The following is a 19946-nucleotide window of genomic DNA, read 5'->3' as shown; positions in this document are numbered from 1 at the left end:
CGCAAGGGCCGACCATGTCAGTGACACTCGACCAGACGATCGCACACAAGCAGCACACCTTCTGGTCGCGGCTTTTCGGCAACCAGACCTTCTGGGTGGTGCTGGCCGTCGCGCTCGCCTGCCTGTTCCTGACCTTCGCCACCGATTCCTTCGCGACGCGGACCAACCTCTTCAACATCACCCGCAACATCACCTTCACCGCCATCATCGCGCTCGGCATGACATTCGTCATTATCACCGGCGGTATCGATCTGTCCGTCGGCTCGGTTCTTTGCCTGTCCTCGATGGTGCTGGCCGTGACCATGCATGCCGGCCACGGCATCGAATTCGGCATCGCCGCCGCGCTCCTGACGGCGCTTGCCATCGGCGCCTTCAATGGGGTCCTGATCGCCTATCTCGGTTTCCCGCCCTTCGTGGTGACGCTCGGCATGCTTTCCATAGCCCGCAGCCTTGCCATGGTGGCGTCCAACAACACGGTGGTCTTCCAGTTCGGGCCGGATCACGCCAAGCTCCTGTCGCTCGGCGGCGGCGCCTGGTTCTTCGGCATTGCCAATCCGGTGCTCTACATGATCGCGCTGGCGCTGCTGACCGGCTTCGTACTGCGCTGGACGCGGTTCGGCCGCCATGTCTTCGCCATCGGCGGCAATGAGCACGCTGCCACGCTGACCGGCGTGCCGGTGAAGCCGATCAAGGTCGCGGTCTACATGATCTGCGCGCTTTCGGCCGGCATTGCCGGAATCGTGCAGACCGGCTGGCTGGGCGCGGTCACCACCAATATCGGAACCGGTATGGAACTTCAGGTGATCGCGGCGGCCGTCATCGGCGGCGCTAACCTGGCTGGCGGCGTCGGCACCGCCTTCGGCGCGCTGGTCGGCGCAGCGCTCATCGAGGTGATCCGCAACAGCCTTGGCCTGCTCGGCATCAACGCCTTCTGGCAGGGCACCTTCATCGGCGGCGCGATCATCCTGGCCGTGCTGTTCGACCGGCTGCGCAGCCTGCGGCAGACGGATTGAGCGGCTCGCCTACCGGACCGGCCCGATCCTTCCCAGGGGGATGAAACCGAGCGAGGCCTTGCCCTTGACGACAGTCAGCGGCATGGCGCCGCCGCCCAGCATGGCGAGCGCGGCAAATCCCTGCTCGATCTGGCTCTTCCTTTCGGGAATGACGCCGCCGAGCACCTCGCCGACCGCCTTGGGATTGCGCAGCCTGATCTCGAGCCTGGCGTCGATCAGGCCCTGCTCATCCACCGAGAGCGGGCCTGACAGCGTCACGCGCGCCTCACCGGAAGAAAGCTGCAACTTCCCGATGTCGATCGACTGGCCGCGCAGGCTTCGCGCGCCCGTCCGCAGCAGCGCGAGGCCGTTCTTGATCGTCGCGTCGCCGCTGGCGTCGAGCGGGGGCACCTGGCGTCCGCCGATCGCTTCGGCGTCGATCTCGAGATCCGAGACGCGGCCGCTATAGGCGAGATCGCCGCCGACGGGACGAAATTCCGCTTCGGCATTGCCGGCGCTGAACAGTTGCACCGGATCGCCGTCCTCCGGATCGGTCTGGCCCGACAGCCCCTCGGCAGCGAGCGTCAGGCGGCTGGGCAGCGGCCACCACAGCGCGGTCGTCGCCCTGAGGCCGTCCCAGTCGATCCATAGCGGCGTCATCCCCGGCGCCACGGTGCGCAGCGGACCCCTGAAGTCCGCCGAGGGCCAGAGCGGCGCAAACAGGCTGGCCGCCGCGTCGACGCTGCCCGCCGAAGCCGCCACGGCGCGCGCGTCGTCCTGATAGGCAAGGCTGTCGCAGGTGACGGCGAGACGCAAGGGATAGCCCGCTACCGCCATATTGGCGCAATCGGCCTGTACGCCCTTGCTGGCGAGGGCGGCGATCAGCCCCGCCGTCTCCGTCTTCAGGCGATTCGCCGTCCAGAACCATCCGGCGCTGTAGAGTGCGAACAGCGCCACCAGCACGCCGACGAGCCAGAGGAGTCCGTGGCCGGACTTGGGTCGGTTCTGATCGCTTGACGTCATGCAACTGCTCTCGTTAAGGCATGTCTCCCGAAGCGGACAGGGTTTCGGGTAAAGACATGCTGAAAAACAGACACCTGAAACGTGCCGCGCGAATCTGAAGGTCGCGATCCATCTCAGGTCGCTGCCGCATCCACGGCAAACGGTCTCCTTAGGCTTGGCGATATGGGCGATTTTTGGGTTTTTGGCTATGGCTCGCTGATCTGGCGGCCCGGTTTCGCACATGTGGAAGCGCGTCGCGCCCGTCTGTACGGCTATCGCAGGTCGCTCTGCGTCTATTCTCATGTGCATCGTGGCACACCGGAGCGGCCAGGCCTGGTGCTCGGGCTGGACCGCGGCGGCTCCTGCGTCGGCCTCGCCTTCCGCGTCGCCGGCCATCTGCGCGAAGAGGTGATCGGCTACCTGCGCGAGCGCGAGCTTGTCACCATGGTCTATCTCGAGCGCACGCTTGCGGTGCGTCTTGAGGGCGGCGGCGCCGTGGACGCCATCGCCTATGTGGTGGACCGCGACCACAGGCAATATGCCGGCTCGCTCGACGAGGCGGCGGCGGCCAGCATGGTTTTGGGCGCGCAGGGCCAATCCGGTCCGAACGAGACCTATGTGACCAACACTGTTGAGCATCTCAGAGCGCTGGGCATCCGCGATCACTGGCTGGAGGCGGTGGCGCGCCGGCTGCCGAACTCCGGCAGCGCTTTGCCCGATGCCGGCAAACGGACCTGATCAGGAAACCGTGATCGGGCTTTGAAAGCCGTCTCGCCCGGACTAGTCTCGCGCCGCATCGCACCGATTCCCTCTGTACGCCCCAAGCATGGAGCCAGACCTTGCAGAAGCGCGCCCTCGGCCAGACCGGCCTCGAAATCGCCCCGCTCGTCTTTGGCGGCAACGTGTTCGGCTGGACCGCCGACGAGAAGACCTCTTTCGACTTGCTCGACCGGTTCGTCGATGCCGGCTTCAACGCGATCGATACGGCCGATGCCTATTCGCGCTGGGTTCCCGGTAACAAGGGGGGCGAATCCGAGACCATCATCGGCAAGTGGATGAAGGACCGCAAAAGCCGCGATAAGGTGGTTGTCGTCACCAAGGTCGGCTCTGACATGGGGCAGGGCAGGAAGGACCTGTCCGCCGCCTATATCGAGAAGGCGGTGGAGGACTCGCTGCGCCGCCTGCAGATCGAGGCCATCGACCTCTATCTTTCGCACTGGCCCGACCCGACGACGCCCTACGAGGAAACGCTCGGCGCCTACGACAGGCTCATCAAGGCAGGCAAGGTCCGCGCCATCGGCGCGTCCAACCTCGATGCCGGCCAGTTGCGGGCGGCGCTCGACATGGCGAAGCTGCGCGGCCTGCCGCGCTACGAGGTGCTGCAACCGGAATACAATCTCTACGACCGGGCGAGTTACGACGGCAAGCTGCGTGAGCTGTGCATGGCCGAGGGGCTCGGAGTCATCACTTACTACAGCCTCGCCAGCGGCTTCCTGTCGGGCAAGTACCGCTCGCAGGCCGATCTCGGCAAAAGCGCGCGCGGCAGCGGCGTGAAGAAATATCTCGACGCGCGCGGCCTGCGCATCCTCGGCGCGCTGGACGAGGTCGCCGCCCGCCATGACGCCACGCCGGCGGAAGCGGCGCTCGCCTGGATCATCGCGCGGCCCGGCGTCACCGCGCCGATCGCCAGCGCCACGAGCCTCGAGCAGATGGAGAGCCTGATCCGGTCGGTCTCGCTGAAGCTGACCGGTGCGGACATCAAGGCGCTGGACGAAGCCAGCGCGCCCGGCGCCTGAGCGAACCCGAGGACAAAACCGGCTTACGACTGATCCGGCGCGGCGGCGAGTTCGGCAAGCCGCTTCACCGCCGTCGGCGGCAGCGGCGGATGGCCCGGCTGGCGCGCCGCGTCGACCAGCAGTGCGTCGCAACCGGCTTCCGTCTCGCCGATCAGCCGCTTCATGAATTCGTCCTTGCCGAGTCCGGGGGGTATCGGTGGCAGGAAGCGGGCCTTGATGGTTCCGGGATAGCGCAGGAACTTGCGCCGCGGCCAGTAGAGGCCGGCGACATGGGCGACCGGCACGACCGGCAGGCCGAGCTGCGTATAAAGCTCGACGATGCCGTATTTGTAGGCCGGCACATCGCCCGGTGCGCGCCGCGTGCCTTCGGGATAGATGATCAACTGGCGCGGATTGCGGGCCAGTTCCGCCTTGGTGGCGTTCACCACCGCCCGGAGCGCCTTGGCCCGGTTGCCGCGATCGACCGGGATCATGCGCATCTTCAGGATGTACCAGCCGAAGAACGGGATCCAGGTCAGCTCGCGCTTGAGGATGTAGAGCGGGTCGTCGAGATAGGGGAAGAACGCGATCGCATCCCAGAAGGACTGGTGCTTTGGTGCCAGGATGAAGGAGCCTTGCGGCAGGTTTTCCGTGCCGGCAATGTCGCTGCGCGTGCCGGCGAGCGCCTTATAGAGCCACAGGCTGGTGCGCGACCAGAACTTCGGCACGAACCACGCCTTACGGCGCGGCGACAGGAAATACAGCGGCGACCAGACAATCATCTGGACGACCAGACTTGCATAGAATGCCAGGTTGAAGGCCAGCGAACGGATATGGAGCATCAGGGAAGCCGGTGAGATCGTGCGAGGTGCTTATACCAATCGCGCGAAAAAGAAAAACGAAGCTGACGCGTCTTTAGGGTCTTACGGTTTACGGGGCCGGCTTATCGGGCCGGATTGGCCGCGCCTTCGGCCAGGGTGATGCCGTCCGGGGTCGGTTTCAGCGGCAGCACGCCGCGCGCCAGCGCGAGCAGATATTTATTGTATTCGGTAAATAGCACCCGCAGCGCCTCCGGCTTCGTCAGCCAGCCGCCATTGTCGAGGTTGGTGTTGACCACCGGATAGGGTTCGAGCTTGGCCTTGCCGAGCAGTCGGCCCATTTCGAGCAGGCTGCGCGGCATATGGTAGTTGTTGGTGACCAGGATCACGCTGCTATAGGCGTGGTTGTGCACCCATTTGGCGCTTTCCTCGGCATTGCCGATCGTGTCGAGCGCCGTTCGGTCGAGATCGACGCAGCAGGCGAACAGCCGCTTGTCGCCGCCCAGCGCGTGCTGTAGCTGCCGACGCGTCGCCGAAGGATGCACGCCGCTGATCAGCAGCCTGTCGCCCTTGCCGGTTTCGAGCAGTTCCATCGCCGCGTCCAGCCGCGACTGGCCGCCGGTCAGCACGATGATCGCATCCGCCTTTTGCGGGTCGCTGGGCGTGGCGAGATGGCTGACATGACTGGCAAACCAGCCGAACCCGGCCGCGAAGACCAGGCCGGCGCCGACCAGCAGCGACGCTCCCAGGCCGAATGCCCGACGCAGCCGCTGCCAGTTCCCTGCGCCCTCGGCCGACGCTGACTGCCGCCCGGTCGCTTCGATCGAATCCTGACCGCTCATCGTCTCATGGTTAATCCCGAATTGCGGCCTTTGATAGGGGCGCGAGCGACATTCCCATGCGTCAAACCGCGCCCGTCAGCCTTCCGTCTGCCGGACCTCGATGTCGCTGAGATAGGCGACGACGGTGACGTGCGACGTCGCGGCCGTCAGTACGCCGATGACCACGACCATCAGGAGCACCCCCAGATAGCCCGACCAGCCGATGGCGAAATGCCCGAAAAGCGCCGCCGCCTGGTCGCCGCCGGGTGTCGCCATGCTGTGCGAGGACCACCAGGAAAAGACGATGAAGACGAGAATGGCGGCCACCCCGCCCGCAGCCGCGCCTTTCATGCCAGTGACGAGGAAGTGGCGCCGGAACTCGCGTGCGATGAAGCGCGCCTCGGCGCCGACGAAGTGCAGCACCTCGATGATGTGCCCGTTGCCGGCCATAGCGCCCCGCGTGGCGAAGACGACGGTCAGCACCGTGGCGGCGAGCATCAGGACGAGCACCGCGACGCCGATCGTCACCGTCGAATGCGCCATCGCCACCAGCCGGTCGACCCAGGTGCGGTGGTCGTCGAGGCTGGCGGTCGGCAGATGCGCGCCCAGCGCGGCGCGCAGCGCCTCGAAATCCGGCGGCGTGACGGGATCGAGGGTGATGACAACCAGCCGCGGCACAGGCAGTTCGTCCAGATCGAGGCCGGCGCCGAGCCATGGCTCGAGCAGCCGCGCGGTGGCCTCACGATCGACGATCTTCACCGATTTCACGCCTTTCGTGGCGCCGGCGATCTCGGCGGCCGAGGACAGCGCGGCCTCCATGTCCAGCCCGTCCGCCGGCTTGATCTGGATCGTGGCCTCACGCGAAATCTGGCTCTCCCATACCGAAGCGGTGTCGCGCACCAGCGTCACCGCGCCGAAGGTCAGGCACGACAGGAACGTCATGATGGCGATGACGATGACCAGCGCGCGGCCGGCGATGTTTTGCGCCGGCACGATCGCCGAGGTGCGGCGCTGCGAACGCTCGCCGCTCGCCGCAGACGTTTCCGTCGCCACTCCGGCCTGGTCGAACGCCTCAGACGGCTCAGTCATAGATGTCCAGCCTTCCGCCCGACAGGATCAGCCGGCGCGCGTCGACCTGGTCCATCAGGGCGAGGTCGTGGGTGGCGATCACCACCGCCGTGCCCAGCCGGTTGAGCTCGATGAACAGCCTGAGCAGGCGGCGGGCGAGCTGCGGGTCGACATTGCCGGTCGGCTCGTCGGCCAGCAGGATCTCCGGCTGCTCGATCAGCGCGCGCGCGATCGCGGCGCGCTGCTTCTCGCCGCCGGACAGCACCGGCGGCAGCACGTGCATGCGCTCGCCCAACCCCACCCATTTCAGCAACTCGGTCACGTCGGTGCGGTAGCTCGTCTCCTCGCGCCCGCGCACGCGCAGCGGCAGCGCGACGTTCTCATAGGTGGTCATGTGGTCGAGCAGGCGGAAATCCTGGAAGACGACGCCGATGCGCCGGCGCAGCAGCGGCAGTTCGGAGCGCGGGATGCGCGAGCGATCCCTGCCGAAGATGGTGATGAGGCCGCGCGTCGGTTTCAGCGACAGGAACAGGAGCCTGAGCAACGTCGTTTTGCCGGCGCCGGACGGGCCGGACAGGAACTGGAAGGAGCGCTCCGGTATCTGCAGGCTGATGTCGCGGAGAATTTCCGGGCCCATGCCATAACGGAGGCCGACATTCTCGAAGCGGATCACGTTTGACGACCTGAATTCTTGTACGGCGGCACGCCGCCCGTTTTGTCCGGACGACCATCCTTTCGGTTGGTTAACAGGCGGTTAAAATTGGGTTGTCTTGCGCCGTTCACGAGCACTCCGGTGGGAAAGCGTTAACCATTTCCGTTTACGCAAAAGCAACGGACAGGAACAAAGCCGCACGATCGGGGATCCGATGGCCGACAGCGCACGCCCGGTTTCCGGCGAAATCATGACCGAGCCGGCGCCGGCCGGCTCCGGCCAAGCGGGGAACGGGCTTGGCCAAGACGTGGTCGACGCCGATTACGAGGTCCTGCCGCCGGCCGCAAGCGCCGATCCGTCTCCTTCGTCTGCCACGGCGACGCCGCATCAGGATATATCCGAATCGGCAGCTCCGCCGGCCGGCATGGCGATGCTGCGGCCGTCGGCACCAGCGCAGCCCTTTTCCGTACGGGGAGGTCCTCTGTTCTGGGCCGCCGGCGTCGCCGCGGCACTCGCCGCCTTCTGGATATCCGGCGGCCATGCGCTGATACGCCATTCGGCCCTGTTTGCGACCACCCCCGACCCCGTCGCGGCGCTGTCTATTACCGGCGTCACCTCTCATGTCGATTCGTCGGGCGGGAAGCCGGTGCTGTTCGTCGACGGCGAGGCCGGGAACGACGGTCACGATGCCGCCGTGCTGCCGCCCCTGGAAATCCGCGTGACCGGTGAAGACGGCAGGCTGACGCGCTATACGCTGGGGACATCCGGCCGCGAGCTGGCGTCCGGCCAGCGTTTGGCCTTTTCCAGTCGCCTGGACGTGCCTACAAGCGGGGTGGCGGCGGTGGCCGTGGGCTTCGCCGAATAGAATCGATCCCGGCGAGGAGAAAGATATGCCCGTGGTGCGCGGCAAGGAAATAGAAGTGCTGTTCTCTACGTCGGCGATCGCTCGGCGCAACCTCGAACTCGCCAAGGAAATCGCAGCGCACGACTATCACGACCTGCTCGTCATCTCCGTCCTGAAGGGTTCCTTCATCTTCGCGGCCGATCTCATTCGCGCCATGCACGACGCCGGGCTTTCGCCGGAAGTCGAGTTCATCTTCATCTCCAGCTATGGGGCTGGCACGACCAGCGGCGAGGTCCGCGTGCTGCGCGACATCGACAACGAGGTCGCCGGGCGCGACGTGCTGCTGATCGATGACATACTGGAATCGGGCAAGACGCTGAAATTCACCCGCGACCTGATGCTGTCTCGCGGCGCCAGAAGCTGCTCGCTTGCCGTGCTGCTCGACAAGCGCATGCGCCGCCAGACGGACCTCGAGGCCGATTACGTCGGGTTCGATTGTCCGGATCACTTCGTCGTCGGCTACGGCATGGACGTCGCCCACGCCTTCCGCGAACTGCCCTTCGTCGGCATCGTGCACGGCGACGCCTGAGCCGCCGGAAAGCCTGTCATCAGGAAAAGTTTAACGATTCGAAGCCAAGGTCCGCCGCATGGCAAAGCTACTCCTCGTCGAGGACGACGAATCCGTCCGCACCCTGGCCGCCCGCGCGCTGGAACGCGCCGGGCACGACATCGACCTCGCCGCCGACGGCGCGCAGGGGCTGGAGGCGATCCGCGCCGCCTCCGGCGGTTACGACCTTGTCGTCTCGGACATCCGCATGCCCGAGATGGACGGCATCGAGATGGCGAAGGCGGCGGCTTCCGCCTTCCCTGGCATGAGGATCATGCTGATCACCGGATATGCCGAGCAGCGCGAGCGCGCCGAGGATCTGCATGGCATCATCCGCGACGTGGTGCAGAAACCTTTCACGCTGGCCGAACTGCGTGAACGCGTCGGCCTCGCGCTGAACTGATTCGCTACGCGCCGGCCCAAGCGCCGGCGCTGCAATCGCATTTCCTGATTATTTCAGCTCGAGCAGCCGTTCGAGATAGCTGCGCTCGATGTCGGGCGACAGCGCGTTGCCGAGGCGCTTGCGGATCGCTTCCAGGATCTCGCGCGCCCGCTGCACGTCGATCTCGTCCGGCACCTTGACCGAATCGCCGAAGTCCGGCCCCTGCGTGGCGCGCGGCCGGCCGAGCGGGTCGCGGTCGGCGTTCTGCTGACGGCCGCCCGGCTGGTTGCCACCTTCGTCGCCCTGCATGGCCTGCATCTGTTTCATCATGTCCTGGGCGCCCTTGCGCAACGCTTCGAGCGCGCGGCCCTGATGGCCGACCGCGTTGTCGCCCTCGCCGTCGCCGAGCGACTGCTCGGCCCTGCCCATCTCGCGGCCGGCGTCGCCGAAACCCTCGTTCGGCTGCATGCCCATGCCTTCCAGGCCCTTACCGAGCTTGTCCAGGTCCTTTTGCAGCTTGCCCTGGCCTTGCTGCAGCTGCTTCAGCGCCTCGGCGAATTCCTGTGGCGTCATCGGCTTGCCCTTGCCGCCGTCCTGAGGCCGGCCGTTCTCGCCCTGCTGTTGCTGCTGGCCATCGTCGCCGAAAGGATCTTCGCCGTTGTCGCCGTCCTGCCCGCGCTGCTGCTGGTCGAGCCGGTAGGTCTCGTTCATCATCTCCTGCTGGCGGCGCATGATCTCGCCCAGCTTGTCCATCTGCTGGCGCATCTGGCCCGCTTCGCGGTCCTGCTGCTGGCCGCGGCGGCCGGCCTGCAGGTTGTTCATCATGTTTTCCAGTTCCGACAGCAATTGCTGCGCCTTGTCGCGATCGCCGGATTTCGCCAGGTTCTCGATCTGGTCCATCATCTGGTCGAGATCGCTCTGGCGCAGTTCCTGCGCGCCGTTCGGCATCTGCATGGCGTTCTGCTGGTCCGGATGGCGCTCGGCGAATTCGCGCAGGAAATCCTGCATCGCCTGGCGCAATTCCTTCATCGCCTTGTCGATGTCCTCGTCACTCGCACCGTTCTTCAACAGATCCTGCAAGTGCTGCTGGGCCTGACGCAGGCGCTTCTCCGCCGCCGACAAATCGCCTTCCTCGATGCCGAGCGCGACGTCCCAGAGGTAGCTCACCACGTCGCGCAACTGGTCGTCGCTCTCGGCCAGCTTCAATCGGCTGCGCGCGCTCATGATGGCGAGATAGTGCGCCATGTTGTCGAACGTGTCCTCGGGACGCAGCGTGATGGCGTCCATCAGCGCGAGCACGCGCGGCTTGGCGTTGGCGTCGAGCGCCAGCAGCCGGCGATCCTCGATGACGGCGCGCGCCAGCGGATTGGAAAAAGGACGCTGCGGCAGCGTGAACGTTTTGGTTTCACTCCGTGCCACCTGGCCGGCGCCGTCGGTGGCCTCCAGCGTCAGCCTGACGCTGCTGCCGGCCCAGACGTGTTCGGTCAGGTCCTTGGTCGTGCGGGCGCCATTGTCCTTGGCGCCGCGCCGCGGCAGGGAAAGCGGCATGTCCGGCGCTCCGTAGAGCGGGCGGGCATTGGGGGCCTGGTCTTCGGCCAGCGCGAACTCGGCCTTTGCGGAAGCCCCGCCATAGTCGTCGTCGAGCCGGTAGTTCAGGTCGAGGGTTCCGTTCAGCGCCTGTTTCGGGTCGCCGTCGAAGCGGATCTGCGGCGCCTTGTCGGGAATGACGGCGAAGGCCCAGCGGCCGAGCGCCTGCTCGCCCGACTTCAGTGTCAGCACGCCGTCGGCGGACAATTTGCCGGCAAATTGAAGAACCGCGGCGCCAGGCGCCGCTGCATCGGTCTTTGCGGTCTTTTCGCCTGTCGTGACCGGATCGATGACGCGCTCCGTGCCGCGGGAGTCGGCATAGCTCAGCGTTTCCTCACCGCTGCCTCCGGTCACGCGAAGGGTAAGGTCGCTGCCGGCCGGAACGCTGAACGTGTCGGGTGCCTTGCCGGCTTCGTCAATGGTCTGCGCTCCGGCATTGAGGAAGACGGGCGGTTTGCCGGTATAGGCCGGCGGCGTCACCCAGGCGTCGATGCGCGGTGGCACCGGCGCAACGAAGGACCGGCCGGTGAAGGCGTCGCCCACACGTCCGCCCAGCGGCCCGAACGAGAAGGCCAGTGCGACCGCGAACACCAGTGCCGCGACCGCGCGCAACGCCCACGGGTCGCGCACCGGCACGCCGGGGCGCGGCACATCCGGGCCAAGCCGGTCGAGACGTGCCGCCATACGCTTCTGGTGCTCGCGCCACAACGCCTGCGAGAACGCGCTGTCGTGGCCGCTCGGCCTGTCCGCCTGCACCTGAAGCGGCGCATGCGGCAAGGCGTTGGCCGCCTCGATGCGGCGGTCCACTTCCGCCGCTGCCGGCGGACGGAAGAACCGGAGCGGATAAAGGCAGGCGAGGAAAGCCAGGCCGAACGCGCCGGCGACGGCCAGCCGCACGCCTTCGGGAAGACGCGGGAAAAGTCCGAACCAAGCTGCGCTGAGGAACAGCGCCAGGACGGCCAGCGCCGGCAGCATCAGCGGCCAGCCGCGCTCGACGAGGATCGCCGCGCGCGTCATCGCCCGGCTGGAGGCCAGCCGGAAAGCCAGGTTGCGTTCGCTGAATACGGGTCGTTCCGTCATCGGCCCTTTCGAAGCCGGTCCGCGCGCGTCGCCGTCCGGCCGCTTCGCCCCAACAATAGCATCAAACACGGCAAAGGCGAGGCAGGTTCCCGGATCAGGGCCGTTCATGCATGGCTCGTCGCCGGCCATGCGCAAGGCGCAATGCTGCGTTGCGACATCTTTTATTGCGATGCACAATCACCATGTCATGCTGCGTATCGACAAGGGAGGAACAACGGCGCCGCTAAGGCACCGCGAAAACGAAGGAGTTTCGCCATGTTCGACAACCTCGTCTCCCGCGCCCGCGACTCGATCGCCAAGCGCAAGCGCTACAACCAGATGGTCGACGAGATCCACAGCCTTACCGATCGTGACCTGGCCGATATGCGCGCCAGCCGTTCGGAAATGCTCTACCAGGTGCGCCGGCAGATCTACGGCTGACCGAGCCACTCGATCCAGCGGCCGTGATAGTCGCAACGGGCGAGATGGCGCGTTTCGCCACCCGGCCATTGCGTCAGCGACAGCGTCGCAAACGCGTCCCCTGCCGATAGCGGTTCGACACGTAGCCAATGCACAGGCGCGATCGTCGTGGCCGTAGCGCCGACATCTTTCATCAGCGCGGCGATCGCCGCCTTCGTGGTCTCCGGCAGATACTGCCACATGATCGAATGGCAGAGAACGAAACTGCCGCCGGCGGTCCGTTCGGCCAGTGCCTCGGCAACAAAGCCGGCGGCATCCATCTGGACGAGTCGAGGCGCCGATTCGGCGGCGATGGCCAGAGCGGCATCGAGCCGTGCCAGCCTCGCCGCCTGATCCGCCCAGACATAGGACCGCAATCGCAGACGTGCCGCGGGGTCCGCGATGTCGAGGGGGGCGATGTCGCAGCCGGACCGCGACCGGACGGACAGCGCCCCGCCCAGTGGCGGCGCCTTGCCGCGGATCTCGGGCGTCAGCCTGACCAGCGAATCCGGGTCGCCCCACCCGGTATCGCCGTAGCGATAATGGAACCGGTCGAACAACAGATTGAGTCCGGCGCTGGAGCCGATCTCGCGCAGGTCGAGCAGCAGCCCGCTCTCCCGGGCGATCATCAGCAGGCCGGGCAACAGAAGAGCTGATCGGGCGATCTCGTTCGTCTGCGGCGGATTTGCGAGACCTGCGGCGAGACGGTCGTCGAAGCACGGGATCGCCTTCGCCAGCGTTGCCGCGATCGCATCTTCGTCAACTTCATTGGGCGGATAGCACGCTGCCAGCCCCGCATCGGCGTCGGCCAGCACCAGTTCGTGCAAGGCGCCGCACAAACGCAGGGAAACGGCGTCGGCGTGAACATCGCCCGGCCAGCGGAGGACGGTCTTTCCTGTACGTGTCGTTTCATCAAGCTGTCGGGCCAGAATCCTGCACACTTTCGCAGTGAACGGCGATCCCAGCCTGTCGCAGGCCTCCGCCTGCATGCGGAAATGCGCGCGGATCTCATCCATATGCGGTTCTCACCCCGGCGCGGCGAGCGCCTTTTCGATCTGCGGCAGGAGCTCGGTCCTGACCGAATCGGGCGACAGCGGCCCGACATGCTTGTAGGCGATCCTGCCGTCCTTGCCGACGATAAAGGTCTCCGGAACGCCGTAGACGCCCCAGTCGATCGCGGTCCGTCCCGCTTCGTCGACGCCGATGGCCGAGAACGGATTGCCGAGATCGCCGAGGAAGCGCCGCGCATTCTCCGGCTTGTCCTTGTAGTTCATCGCCACCAGCGCGTAGCGCCTGTCCTGCGCCAGCGCGAGCAGAATCGGGTGTTCCTCGCGGCATGGCGCGCACCAGGACGCAAAGACATTCACCAGCGTGACGTGGCCGGCGAAGGACTTTGACTGGAGACCGGGCAGGCCCATGCCGTCCAGCGGCGGAAGGTCCGTCGGCGGCGCCGCCTGGCCGATCAGCGCGGAGGGCACATCCGCCTCGTTGCGTCCCGACAGCAGTTGCATCAGGAAGAGCACGGCGAGGCCGAGAAAAATCGCCAGCGGCAGAAGCAGGACGAACCGGAACCGCTTGGGCCTATCCCCGGTCGACTGTTCCTGTGAGGGCGCGCTCATGGCACTTTTGCTCCGGCCGCATCCTTTTCCGCCTTGGCCCTGTTGGATTTGGCCTTGCCGGACTTTGTCCTGTCGGAGCGCCGGCGGATGCCGGCGGCCTCCAGTTCGGCAAGCTCGCGCCGGCGGGCGCGCTGATCGAGCAGGATCCAGCCGATCAGGCCGGACAGCACGACCACCGTGATGGCGTAGGCCGCCGTGACATAGAGAGCGTGCGTGGTCATTTCGCTCGGTGATCTTCGTTCGTCATGCCTGTTTCATAGACGCAGGGGCCATCGCCGACAACGGCCGCTCCTGCGGCCAATTCGCGATCGCGACCGCTACGAACGCACGCCGCCTGCGGGGATCGCACCGGCTCGATTGCTGATATATCGCAAATACGCTCCTGATCCGGAAGATATATCAAGCCGAAACGGCCGATCCGTCACTCCGTGCCGTGCCTGAGCGCCAGCGCCGCCGCGACAGGCCCGACGACCGCCGAGAACAAGGTGAGCGCCGCCAAGATGAGGAAGGGCGGCATGAACGGCGCCGGATCGTTGACCGCGGCATAACTCGCCGACACGCCGAAAATCAGAACCGGGATTGCCAGAGGCAGCACCAGCACCGAGATCAGCAGACCGCCGCGCGGCAACGTCACCGCGACCGCCGCCCCCGCCGCGCCGATGAAGGTGATGGCGGGCGTGCCGACAAGCAGCGTCAGCGCGGCCGCGCCGATGCCCTGCGGCTCCATGTTCATGAACAGGCCGAGGAGCGGCGATGCGACGACCAGCGGCAGCACGCTCGCCGTCCAGTGGGCGAGGCACTTGACCAGTACCGTCAGCGCCGGCATGTGGCGATCGGCGCAAAGCACCATGAGGTCGAGCGAGCCGTCTTCGCGGTCGGCCTGGAAAAGACGGTCGAGGCCGAGCAGGCAGGACAGCAGCGCGCCGATCCACAGGATCGCCGGGCCGATACGCGCCAGCAGGTTGAGGTCCGGCCCGACGCCGAAGGGCATGGTGGCGATCACGGCCAGGAAGAAGATCACGCCGATGAACGCGCCGCCGCCGGCGCGCATAGCGAGCCGCAGATCGCGGATATAGAGCGCTAGCATACGTGCCGCCTCTCGGGGCAGAGCGGGATGAGGGCAGGGCTAGACATTTTCGCCCATCCTCAATTCCATAGCCCCGTCCAGCCCCAGCGATTGGTGCGTAGCTGCAACGATCATCCCGCCTTGTTCGAGATGCGCCTGCATCAGCCCGGCGAAACGAGTTTCGGATGCCTTGTCCAGCGCCGCGGTCGGTTCGTCCAGCAGCCATATGGGACGTCGGGCGACCAGCAGGCGCGCGATCGAGACACGCCGCTTCTGGCCCGCCGACAGATAGCCGAACGGCAGGTGCCCGATGCCGCCGAGGCCTACCGTTTCGAGCGCTTCTCCGATGTCCCGGTCCGGCACGCCGAGGAAATCTCGCCAGAAGGCAAGGTTTTCCGCCACCGTCAATGCCGGCTTCATCGCGTTGAGATGGCCGAGATAGTGGCAGGCGGATGCCGCGGTCGGGTGATCTTCGCCGCCGCCTTCCAGGCGCACGGCCCCACCGGATGCCGGCAGCAGACCCGCGACGATGCACAGCAGCGTCGACTTGCCGGACCCGTTCGGTCCGCTGACGATCAGCGCCTGTCCGTTCTCAAGCGAGAAATCGACGCCGGAGAACACAGGCTCTCCACCCCGCTCGCCTGCCAGTTTGTCGGCCACCAGCCGCATTCTTTCTCCCTCCGGGGTTCGCGCGCGTCGCTTTGCGCCGCGGCAAAATTGCTCAAAGACCGTCTAGAACTATTCCAGAAATTTCTCTATATCCGGTGCACCAACCCCAGCGGTCGGGGAAGGCAAACGACATTGCGCCGGACCGGCGTCGACACCCGACAGGGTGAGGCGCCCGGGAGCGGACAGCGGAAATGGCCGTACCCGCACCTTTGCGCGTGATTGCATGCCCATCGGAGTCCGTTCCCTAGAAGGCAACAGACTAGATGGGGTCATCCGTGTCCAAATCTCTCGATAGTTTCAACTGCCGCCGCACCCTGACCGCGGGTGGTACCGAATACGCCTATTACGATCTCGTCGAGGCCGAGAAGAACGGCCTCACCGGCATCGCCCAGCTTCCCTACTCGATGAAGGTCCTGCTGGAGAACCTGCTGCGCAACGAAGACGGCCGGTCCGTTACCAGGGAATCGATCCAGGCGGTCGCCGCCTGGCTGACCGACAAGGGTTCCGCGGGCGTCGAGATCGCCTACCGCCCGGCCCGCGTGCTGATGCAGGACTTCACCGGCGTTCCCGCCGTCGTCGACCTCGCAGCCATGCGCGACGGCCTCAAGACGCTGGGCGGCGATCCCGAGAAGATCAATCCGCTCGTGCCCGTCGACCTCGTCATCGATCACTCGGTCATCGTCGACGAATTCGGCACGCCGATGGCTTTCGCCCGCAACGTCGAGCTCGAATATGAGCGCAACGCGGAGCGCTACAAGTTCCTCAAATGGGGCCAGCAGGCGTTCCGCAACTTCCGCGTCGTGCCGCCCGGCACCGGCATCTGCCACCAGGTCAACCTCGAATATCTCGGCCAGGTCGTGTGGACGAAGGAGGAGCACGGCGAGACGGTCGCCTATCCCGACACCTGCGTCGGTACCGATAGCCACACCACCATGATCAACGGCCTCGGCGTTCTCGGCTGGGGCGTCGGCGGCATCGAGGCGGAAGCGGCGATGCTCGGCCAGCCGGTTTCCATGCTCCTGCCCGAAGTGATCGGCTTCCGCCTCACCGGTAAGCTAAAGGAAGGCCTCACCGCCACCGACCTTGTGCTCACGGTCACCCAGATGCTGCGCAAGAAAGGCGTCGTCGGCAAGTTCGTCGAATTCTTCGGCCCTGGCCTGTCCAACATGACGCTGGCCGACCGCGCCACGATCGGCAACATGGCGCCCGAATACGGTGCGACCTGCGGCTTCTTCCCCGTCGATACGGAAACGTTGCGCTATCTCACCATGTCCGGCCGCTCGGAAGATCGCATCGCGCTTGTCGAGGCCTATGCCAAGGCACAGGGCATGTGGCGTCACGATGGTTCGGCCGATCCGGTGTTCACCGACACGCTGGAACTCGACCTCGGCGACGTCGTGCCGTCGATGGCCGGCCCGAAGCGTCCCGAGGGCCGCATCCCGCTGGAGGACATCGCCTCGGGCTTCGCCAAATCGCTGGAGAGCGAATACAAGAAGACCGTCGATACCGACCGCCGCTACGCCGTCGAGGGCGCGGACTACGATCTCGGTCACGGTGACGTGGCGATCGCCGCGATCACCTCGTGCACCAACACCTCCAATCCGAGCGTACTGATCGGCGCTGGCCTGTTGGCCCGCAACGCCAACCGCCTCGGCCTCAAGCAGAAGCCCTGGGTCAAGACCTCGCTCGCCCCCGGCTCCCAGGTCGTGGCCGAATATCTGGAGAAGTCGGGCCTGCAGAAGGAACTCGACCAGATCGGCTTCAACCTGGTCGGCTTCGGCTGCACCACCTGCATCGGCAATTCCGGTCCGCTTCCGGCGCCGATCTCCAAGACCATCAACGACAAGGGCCTGATAGCCGCCGCGGTGCTTTCCGGCAACCGCAACTTCGAGGGCCGCGTCTCGCCGGACGTGCAGGCCAACTACCTCGCCTCGCCGCCGCTCGTGGTGGCGCATGCGCTGGCAGGCACGGTGACCAAGGACCTGACCAAGGAGCCGCTCGGCGAGGGCAAGGACGGCAAGCCGGTCTATCTGAGGGACATCTGGCCGACCACACAGGAGATCCAGGAGTTCATCGAGAAATACGTCACCCGCGAGCTGTTCGCCCGCAAATATGCGGACGTCTTCAAGGGCGACGAGAACTGGCAGCAGGTGCAGGTCCCCGCCGGCCAGACCTATGCCTGGGACAATTCCTCGACCTATGTGCAGAACCCGCCCTATTTCGCAGGCATGCCGGCGAAGCCGGGGCATATCGGCGACATCAAGGGCGCGCGCATCCTCGGCCTGTTCGGCGACAAGATCACCACGGACCACATCTCGCCGGCCGGGTCGATCAAGGCCGCCTCGCCGGCCGGTGAATACCTGACCGGGCACGGCGTCGGCGTCGCCGACTTCAACCAGTACGGCACGCGGCGCGGCAACCATGAGGTGATGATGCGCGGCACCTTCGCCAACATCCGCATCCGCAACCACATGCTGGGCGAGAACGGCAAGGAGGGCGGCTACACGATCCACTATCCCTCCAAGGAGGAGATGTCGATCTACGACGCCGCCATGGAATACAGGAAGGAAGGCGTGCCGCTGGTCGTCTTCGCCGGCGTCGAATACGGCAACGGCTCCTCGCGCGACTGGGCGGCCAAAGGCACCAGCCTGCTCGGCGTCAAGGCCGTCATCGCCCAGTCCTTCGAGCGTATCCATCGCTCGAACCTGGTCGGCATGGGCGTCGTCCCCTTCACCCTCGAAGAGGGCACGTCCTGGGCCACGCTTAACCTGAAAGGAGACGAGACGGTCGAGATCGACGGCATCGAGGCAATCAGGCCGCGCCAGAAGATGGTGGCCAAGGTCACCTATGCGGACGGCACGGTGAAGGAGGTTCCGGTGCTGTGCCGCATCGATACGCTGGACGAGCTGGACTACTTCAAGAACGGCGGCATCCTGCAATACGTGCTGCGCGACCTGGCGGCATAGGATTCTTCTCCCTGTTCATGGGAGAAGATGCCAGCAGCCAGGTGAGGGCGGCGCCGGCTCTCGTAGGTTCACGCCGCCCCTCATCCGTCCCTTCGGAACACCTTCTCCCCGTGAACGGGGAGAAGGAAGACGGCGCAGAAATTTCACCGCAACGTGACTTCCGCTTGACCGCCGCTTCTGCCAAGAATTTCGGACTATGGTAGCCGGTTCGCCGGCTTGAATGGAACGGTCATGGCATCTGGAAGTCTAACCCGGCTGGCGACGGTGGCGCTGGCCCTGTTGGCGTTTTGCGGGCTGGCGAGCGCCGGTGACCAGCCGGCCGGCAAGCCGCTGGGAGTCGTCGAGCTTTTCACCAGCCAGGGCTGCGTTTCCTGCCCGCCGGCGGACGAGTTCTTTGCCGAGCTGGCCGCCAATCCCGACGTCGTGGCGCTGGCCTATCATGTCGACTACTGGGACTATCTCGGCTGGCAGGACACGCTGTCGCGCAAGGAGAACACCGAGCGGCAATTCGACTACATGCGTGCCTTCAACAGCCGCTCCGTCTACACGCCGCAGGCCGTCATCAATGGCCGGACCCATGTGAACGGCGCCAGCCGCGACGCGGTGGACGGCGCACTCGACGCCATGGCCAAGGCCGGCGAGGGCATGCAGGTCGGCATCAGGATCAGCCATTCGGACGACGGCGTGGTGATCGATGCGGGCGACGCCGAACGCGGCGGCATAAATGCGAATGCCCATGTGATCGTGGTCTATTTCGCGCCGCCGCAGACCATCACCATCGGCAAGGGCGAGAACGACGGACGCAGCCTGACCTACTGGAATGCCGTGTCCGACATCCAGACCGCCGGCATGTGGCACGGCAAGGCGCAGCGCTATGAACTGCCGATGAGCGAGATCACCAAGAAGGGCGGCTGCGCCGTGCTGTTGCAGGCAGTCGACAGGAACGGCCTGCCCGGACCGATCATCGGCGCCGCCGTCATCCGCAAGCCGACCCTGTAGAAACAATTACCCCGCGAGGTGGCGGAAGGTTGCTACCACTTCCTCGTAGACCTTGCGTTTGAAGGGCACGATGAGCCCCGGAAGGTCGGCCATCGGACGCCATGCCCAGGCGTCGAACTCCGCCGGATGCCCGTCCGGCGGCGGGTTGACGCGGATCTCGCGCTCGTCGCCGTGAAAGCGGAAGGCGAACCATTTTTGGGTCTGGCCGCGATACCTGCCCTTCCAGGTGATGCCGATCCTGTCCGCGGGCAGGTCGTATTTGACCCAGTCCGGCGCTTCCTCGATGAGCTTCAGGCTCTCCATGCCCGTCTCTTCGAAAATCTCGCGCCGCGCCGCCGCGATCGGCTCCTCGCCCTTGTCGATACCACCCTGCGGCATCTGCCAGAGCTGCGGCCGGTCGCCCGTCTCGCCTTCCGGCTCGGCGACGCGGCGGCCGACCCACACCAGCCCGTCCGCGTTCAAGATCATCAGCCCCACGCAGGGCCGATAGGGCAGGCTTTCGGGATCGACGGCCTTCTTCGTTCCGCCGCCCTTCTTCGCTTCGCCGCTCGTCTTCACCAG

Annotated in this window: 21 protein-coding genes; 9 read left to right on the top strand and 12 right to left on the bottom strand. The window is 66.0% G+C overall.

Features of this window, described 5'->3' with window-relative positions:
* The first annotated feature begins 14 nt into the window (after positions 1-14).
* A complete protein-coding gene (locus tag ABMA46_RS01485) occupies positions 15-1013 on the top strand; it encodes an ABC transporter permease (RefSeq protein ID WP_348997508.1) in 999 nt (332 codons plus the stop codon).
* A 9-nt stretch (positions 1014-1022) separates the two neighbouring features.
* On the opposite strand, the gene ABMA46_RS01480 is transcribed toward ABMA46_RS01485, so the two are convergent.
* Positions 1023-2015 (bottom strand): DUF2125 domain-containing protein, encoded by a 993-nt coding sequence (locus ABMA46_RS01480; RefSeq protein ID WP_348997507.1) that lies wholly within the window; start codon positions 2013-2015, stop codon positions 1023-1025.
* Between the two features lie 162 nt (positions 2016-2177).
* On the opposite strand from ABMA46_RS01480, the gene ABMA46_RS01475 reads away from it, so the two are divergent.
* Positions 2178-2732: a gamma-glutamylcyclotransferase gene (locus tag ABMA46_RS01475; RefSeq protein ID WP_348997506.1), complete on the top strand. Its 555-nt coding sequence runs from the start codon at positions 2178-2180 to the stop codon at positions 2730-2732.
* A gap of 101 nt (positions 2733-2833) precedes the next feature.
* The gene (locus ABMA46_RS01470) at positions 2834-3790 is read left to right on the top strand and encodes an aldo/keto reductase (protein ID WP_348997505.1); all 957 of its coding nucleotides are present in this window, start codon (positions 2834-2836) and stop codon (positions 3788-3790) included.
* A 23-nt stretch (positions 3791-3813) separates the two neighbouring features.
* On the opposite strand, the gene ABMA46_RS01465 is transcribed toward ABMA46_RS01470, so the two are convergent.
* The 4 genes from ABMA46_RS01465 to ftsE all read right to left on the bottom strand — a co-directional run bounded on the left by ABMA46_RS01465 (position 3814) and on the right by ftsE (position 7149).
* Positions 3814-4611, bottom strand: coding sequence for a lysophospholipid acyltransferase family protein (locus ABMA46_RS01465; protein WP_348997504.1), 798 nt, complete (start codon positions 4609-4611; stop codon positions 3814-3816).
* Between the two features lie 101 nt (positions 4612-4712).
* Positions 4713-5429, bottom strand: a complete 717-nt coding sequence (locus ABMA46_RS01460) for a YdcF family protein (protein ID WP_348997503.1) — start codon at positions 5427-5429, stop codon at positions 4713-4715.
* A 75-nt stretch (positions 5430-5504) separates the two neighbouring features.
* Positions 5505-6497 carry a cell division protein FtsX gene (locus ABMA46_RS01455; protein WP_348997502.1) on the bottom strand — a complete coding sequence of 331 codons (993 nt, stop codon included), beginning with the start codon at positions 6495-6497 and terminating at the stop codon, positions 5505-5507.
* Entirely contained in the window at positions 6490-7149 is a 660-nt protein-coding gene (gene ftsE / locus ABMA46_RS01450; protein ID WP_348997501.1) for a cell division ATP-binding protein FtsE, read from the bottom strand. Before ftsE ends, ABMA46_RS01455 begins: the two co-directional genes overlap by 8 nt.
* Positions 7150-7342: 193 nt before the next feature.
* Here ftsE and ABMA46_RS01445 point away from each other — a divergent pair, with 193 nt between their 5' ends.
* From ABMA46_RS01445 to ABMA46_RS01435, 3 genes are read left to right on the top strand one after another with little or no spacing between them, the layout of a single operon-like run.
* Positions 7343-7993: a hypothetical protein gene (locus tag ABMA46_RS01445; RefSeq protein ID WP_348997500.1), complete on the top strand. Its 651-nt coding sequence runs from the start codon at positions 7343-7345 to the stop codon at positions 7991-7993.
* A 25-nt stretch (positions 7994-8018) separates the two neighbouring features.
* Positions 8019-8561, top strand: a complete 543-nt coding sequence (gene hpt / locus ABMA46_RS01440; RefSeq protein ID WP_348997499.1) for a hypoxanthine phosphoribosyltransferase — start codon at positions 8019-8021, stop codon at positions 8559-8561.
* Between the two features lie 58 nt (positions 8562-8619).
* On the top strand, positions 8620-8982 hold the full coding sequence (locus ABMA46_RS01435) for a response regulator (protein WP_348997498.1): 363 nt from the start codon (positions 8620-8622) through the stop codon (positions 8980-8982).
* Between the two features lie 48 nt (positions 8983-9030).
* On the opposite strand, the gene ABMA46_RS01430 is transcribed toward ABMA46_RS01435, so the two are convergent.
* Positions 9031-11628: a TIGR02302 family protein gene (locus tag ABMA46_RS01430; RefSeq protein ID WP_348997497.1), complete on the bottom strand. Its 2598-nt coding sequence runs from the start codon at positions 11626-11628 to the stop codon at positions 9031-9033.
* Between the two features lie 255 nt (positions 11629-11883).
* Between ABMA46_RS01430 and ABMA46_RS01425 the strand changes: the two genes are divergently transcribed.
* The gene (locus tag ABMA46_RS01425) at positions 11884-12048 is read left to right on the top strand and encodes a hypothetical protein (RefSeq protein WP_348997496.1); all 165 of its coding nucleotides are present in this window, start codon (positions 11884-11886) and stop codon (positions 12046-12048) included.
* On the opposite strand, the gene ABMA46_RS01420 is transcribed toward ABMA46_RS01425, so the two are convergent.
* From ABMA46_RS01420 to ccmA, 5 genes are all read right to left on the bottom strand, one after another.
* On the bottom strand, positions 12039-13082 hold the full coding sequence (locus ABMA46_RS01420; protein ID WP_348997495.1) for a DUF2332 domain-containing protein: 1044 nt from the start codon (positions 13080-13082) through the stop codon (positions 12039-12041). The genes ABMA46_RS01425 and ABMA46_RS01420 overlap by 10 nt on opposite strands.
* 9 nt (positions 13083-13091) lie before the next feature.
* Positions 13092-13685: a DsbE family thiol:disulfide interchange protein gene (locus ABMA46_RS01415; RefSeq protein ID WP_348997494.1), complete on the bottom strand. Its 594-nt coding sequence runs from the start codon at positions 13683-13685 to the stop codon at positions 13092-13094.
* Positions 13682-13906: a heme exporter protein CcmD gene (gene ccmD / locus ABMA46_RS01410; RefSeq protein WP_348997493.1), complete on the bottom strand. Its 225-nt coding sequence runs from the start codon at positions 13904-13906 to the stop codon at positions 13682-13684. Before ccmD ends, ABMA46_RS01415 begins: the two co-directional genes overlap by 4 nt.
* A 200-nt stretch (positions 13907-14106) precedes the next feature.
* Complete coding sequence (ccmB, locus tag ABMA46_RS01405; RefSeq protein ID WP_348997492.1) at positions 14107-14772, bottom strand: heme exporter protein CcmB; 666 nt, start codon at positions 14770-14772, stop codon at positions 14107-14109.
* A gap of 39 nt (positions 14773-14811) precedes the next feature.
* Positions 14812-15420: a heme ABC exporter ATP-binding protein CcmA gene (gene ccmA, locus ABMA46_RS01400; protein WP_348997491.1), complete on the bottom strand. Its 609-nt coding sequence runs from the start codon at positions 15418-15420 to the stop codon at positions 14812-14814.
* A gap of 263 nt (positions 15421-15683) precedes the next feature.
* On the opposite strand from ccmA, the gene acnA reads away from it, so the two are divergent.
* Entirely contained in the window at positions 15684-18386 is a 2703-nt protein-coding gene (gene acnA, locus ABMA46_RS01395; protein WP_425475672.1) for an aconitate hydratase AcnA, read from the top strand.
* 231 nt (positions 18387-18617) lie between these two features.
* Positions 18618-19385, top strand: coding sequence for a DUF1223 domain-containing protein (locus tag ABMA46_RS01390; protein ID WP_348997489.1), 768 nt, complete (start codon positions 18618-18620; stop codon positions 19383-19385).
* Positions 19386-19391: 6 nt separating this feature from the next.
* Here ABMA46_RS01390 and ABMA46_RS01385 read toward each other — a convergent pair whose 3' ends face one another.
* Complete coding sequence (locus ABMA46_RS01385) at positions 19392-19943, bottom strand: RNA pyrophosphohydrolase (protein WP_348997488.1); 552 nt, start codon at positions 19941-19943, stop codon at positions 19392-19394.
* Positions 19944-19946: the final 3 nt, after the last annotated feature.

Source organism: Mesorhizobium hunchu (genome assembly GCF_040081975.1).
Classification (GTDB): domain Bacteria; phylum Pseudomonadota; class Alphaproteobacteria; order Rhizobiales; family Rhizobiaceae; genus Mesorhizobium; species Mesorhizobium hunchu.
This window is presented reverse-complemented; position numbering and strand designations above follow the sequence as displayed.

Coding starts and splice junctions, on each gene's coding strand:
- ABMA46_RS01390 (WP_348997489.1), top strand. CDS start 18,618: ATGGCATCTGGAAGTCTAACCCGGCTGGCGACGGTGGCGCTGGCCCTG.
- ABMA46_RS01475 (WP_348997506.1), top strand. CDS start 2,178: ATGGGCGATTTTTGGGTTTTTGGCTATGGCTCGCTGATCTGGCGGCCC.
- ABMA46_RS01480 (WP_348997507.1), bottom strand. CDS start 2,015: ATGACGTCAAGCGATCAGAACCGACCCAAGTCCGGCCACGGACTCCTC.
- ABMA46_RS01420 (WP_348997495.1), bottom strand. CDS start 13,082: ATGGATGAGATCCGCGCGCATTTCCGCATGCAGGCGGAGGCCTGCGAC.
- ABMA46_RS01425 (WP_348997496.1), top strand. CDS start 11,884: ATGTTCGACAACCTCGTCTCCCGCGCCCGCGACTCGATCGCCAAGCGC.
- ccmB (WP_348997492.1), bottom strand. CDS start 14,772: ATGCTAGCGCTCTATATCCGCGATCTGCGGCTCGCTATGCGCGCCGGC.
- ABMA46_RS01435 (WP_348997498.1), top strand. CDS start 8,620: ATGGCAAAGCTACTCCTCGTCGAGGACGACGAATCCGTCCGCACCCTG.
- acnA (WP_425475672.1), top strand. CDS start 15,684: ATGGGGTCATCCGTGTCCAAATCTCTCGATAGTTTCAACTGCCGCCGC.
- ABMA46_RS01445 (WP_348997500.1), top strand. CDS start 7,343: ATGGCCGACAGCGCACGCCCGGTTTCCGGCGAAATCATGACCGAGCCG.
- ABMA46_RS01485 (WP_348997508.1), top strand. CDS start 15: ATGTCAGTGACACTCGACCAGACGATCGCACACAAGCAGCACACCTTC.
- ABMA46_RS01455 (WP_348997502.1), bottom strand. CDS start 6,497: ATGACTGAGCCGTCTGAGGCGTTCGACCAGGCCGGAGTGGCGACGGAA.
- hpt (WP_348997499.1), top strand. CDS start 8,019: ATGCCCGTGGTGCGCGGCAAGGAAATAGAAGTGCTGTTCTCTACGTCG.
- ABMA46_RS01415 (WP_348997494.1), bottom strand. CDS start 13,685: ATGAGCGCGCCCTCACAGGAACAGTCGACCGGGGATAGGCCCAAGCGG.
- ABMA46_RS01465 (WP_348997504.1), bottom strand. CDS start 4,611: ATGCTCCATATCCGTTCGCTGGCCTTCAACCTGGCATTCTATGCAAGT.
- ccmD (WP_348997493.1), bottom strand. CDS start 13,906: ATGACCACGCACGCTCTCTATGTCACGGCGGCCTACGCCATCACGGTG.
- ABMA46_RS01460 (WP_348997503.1), bottom strand. CDS start 5,429: ATGAGCGGTCAGGATTCGATCGAAGCGACCGGGCGGCAGTCAGCGTCG.
- ABMA46_RS01430 (WP_348997497.1), bottom strand. CDS start 11,628: ATGACGGAACGACCCGTATTCAGCGAACGCAACCTGGCTTTCCGGCTG.
- ccmA (WP_348997491.1), bottom strand. CDS start 15,420: ATGCGGCTGGTGGCCGACAAACTGGCAGGCGAGCGGGGTGGAGAGCCT.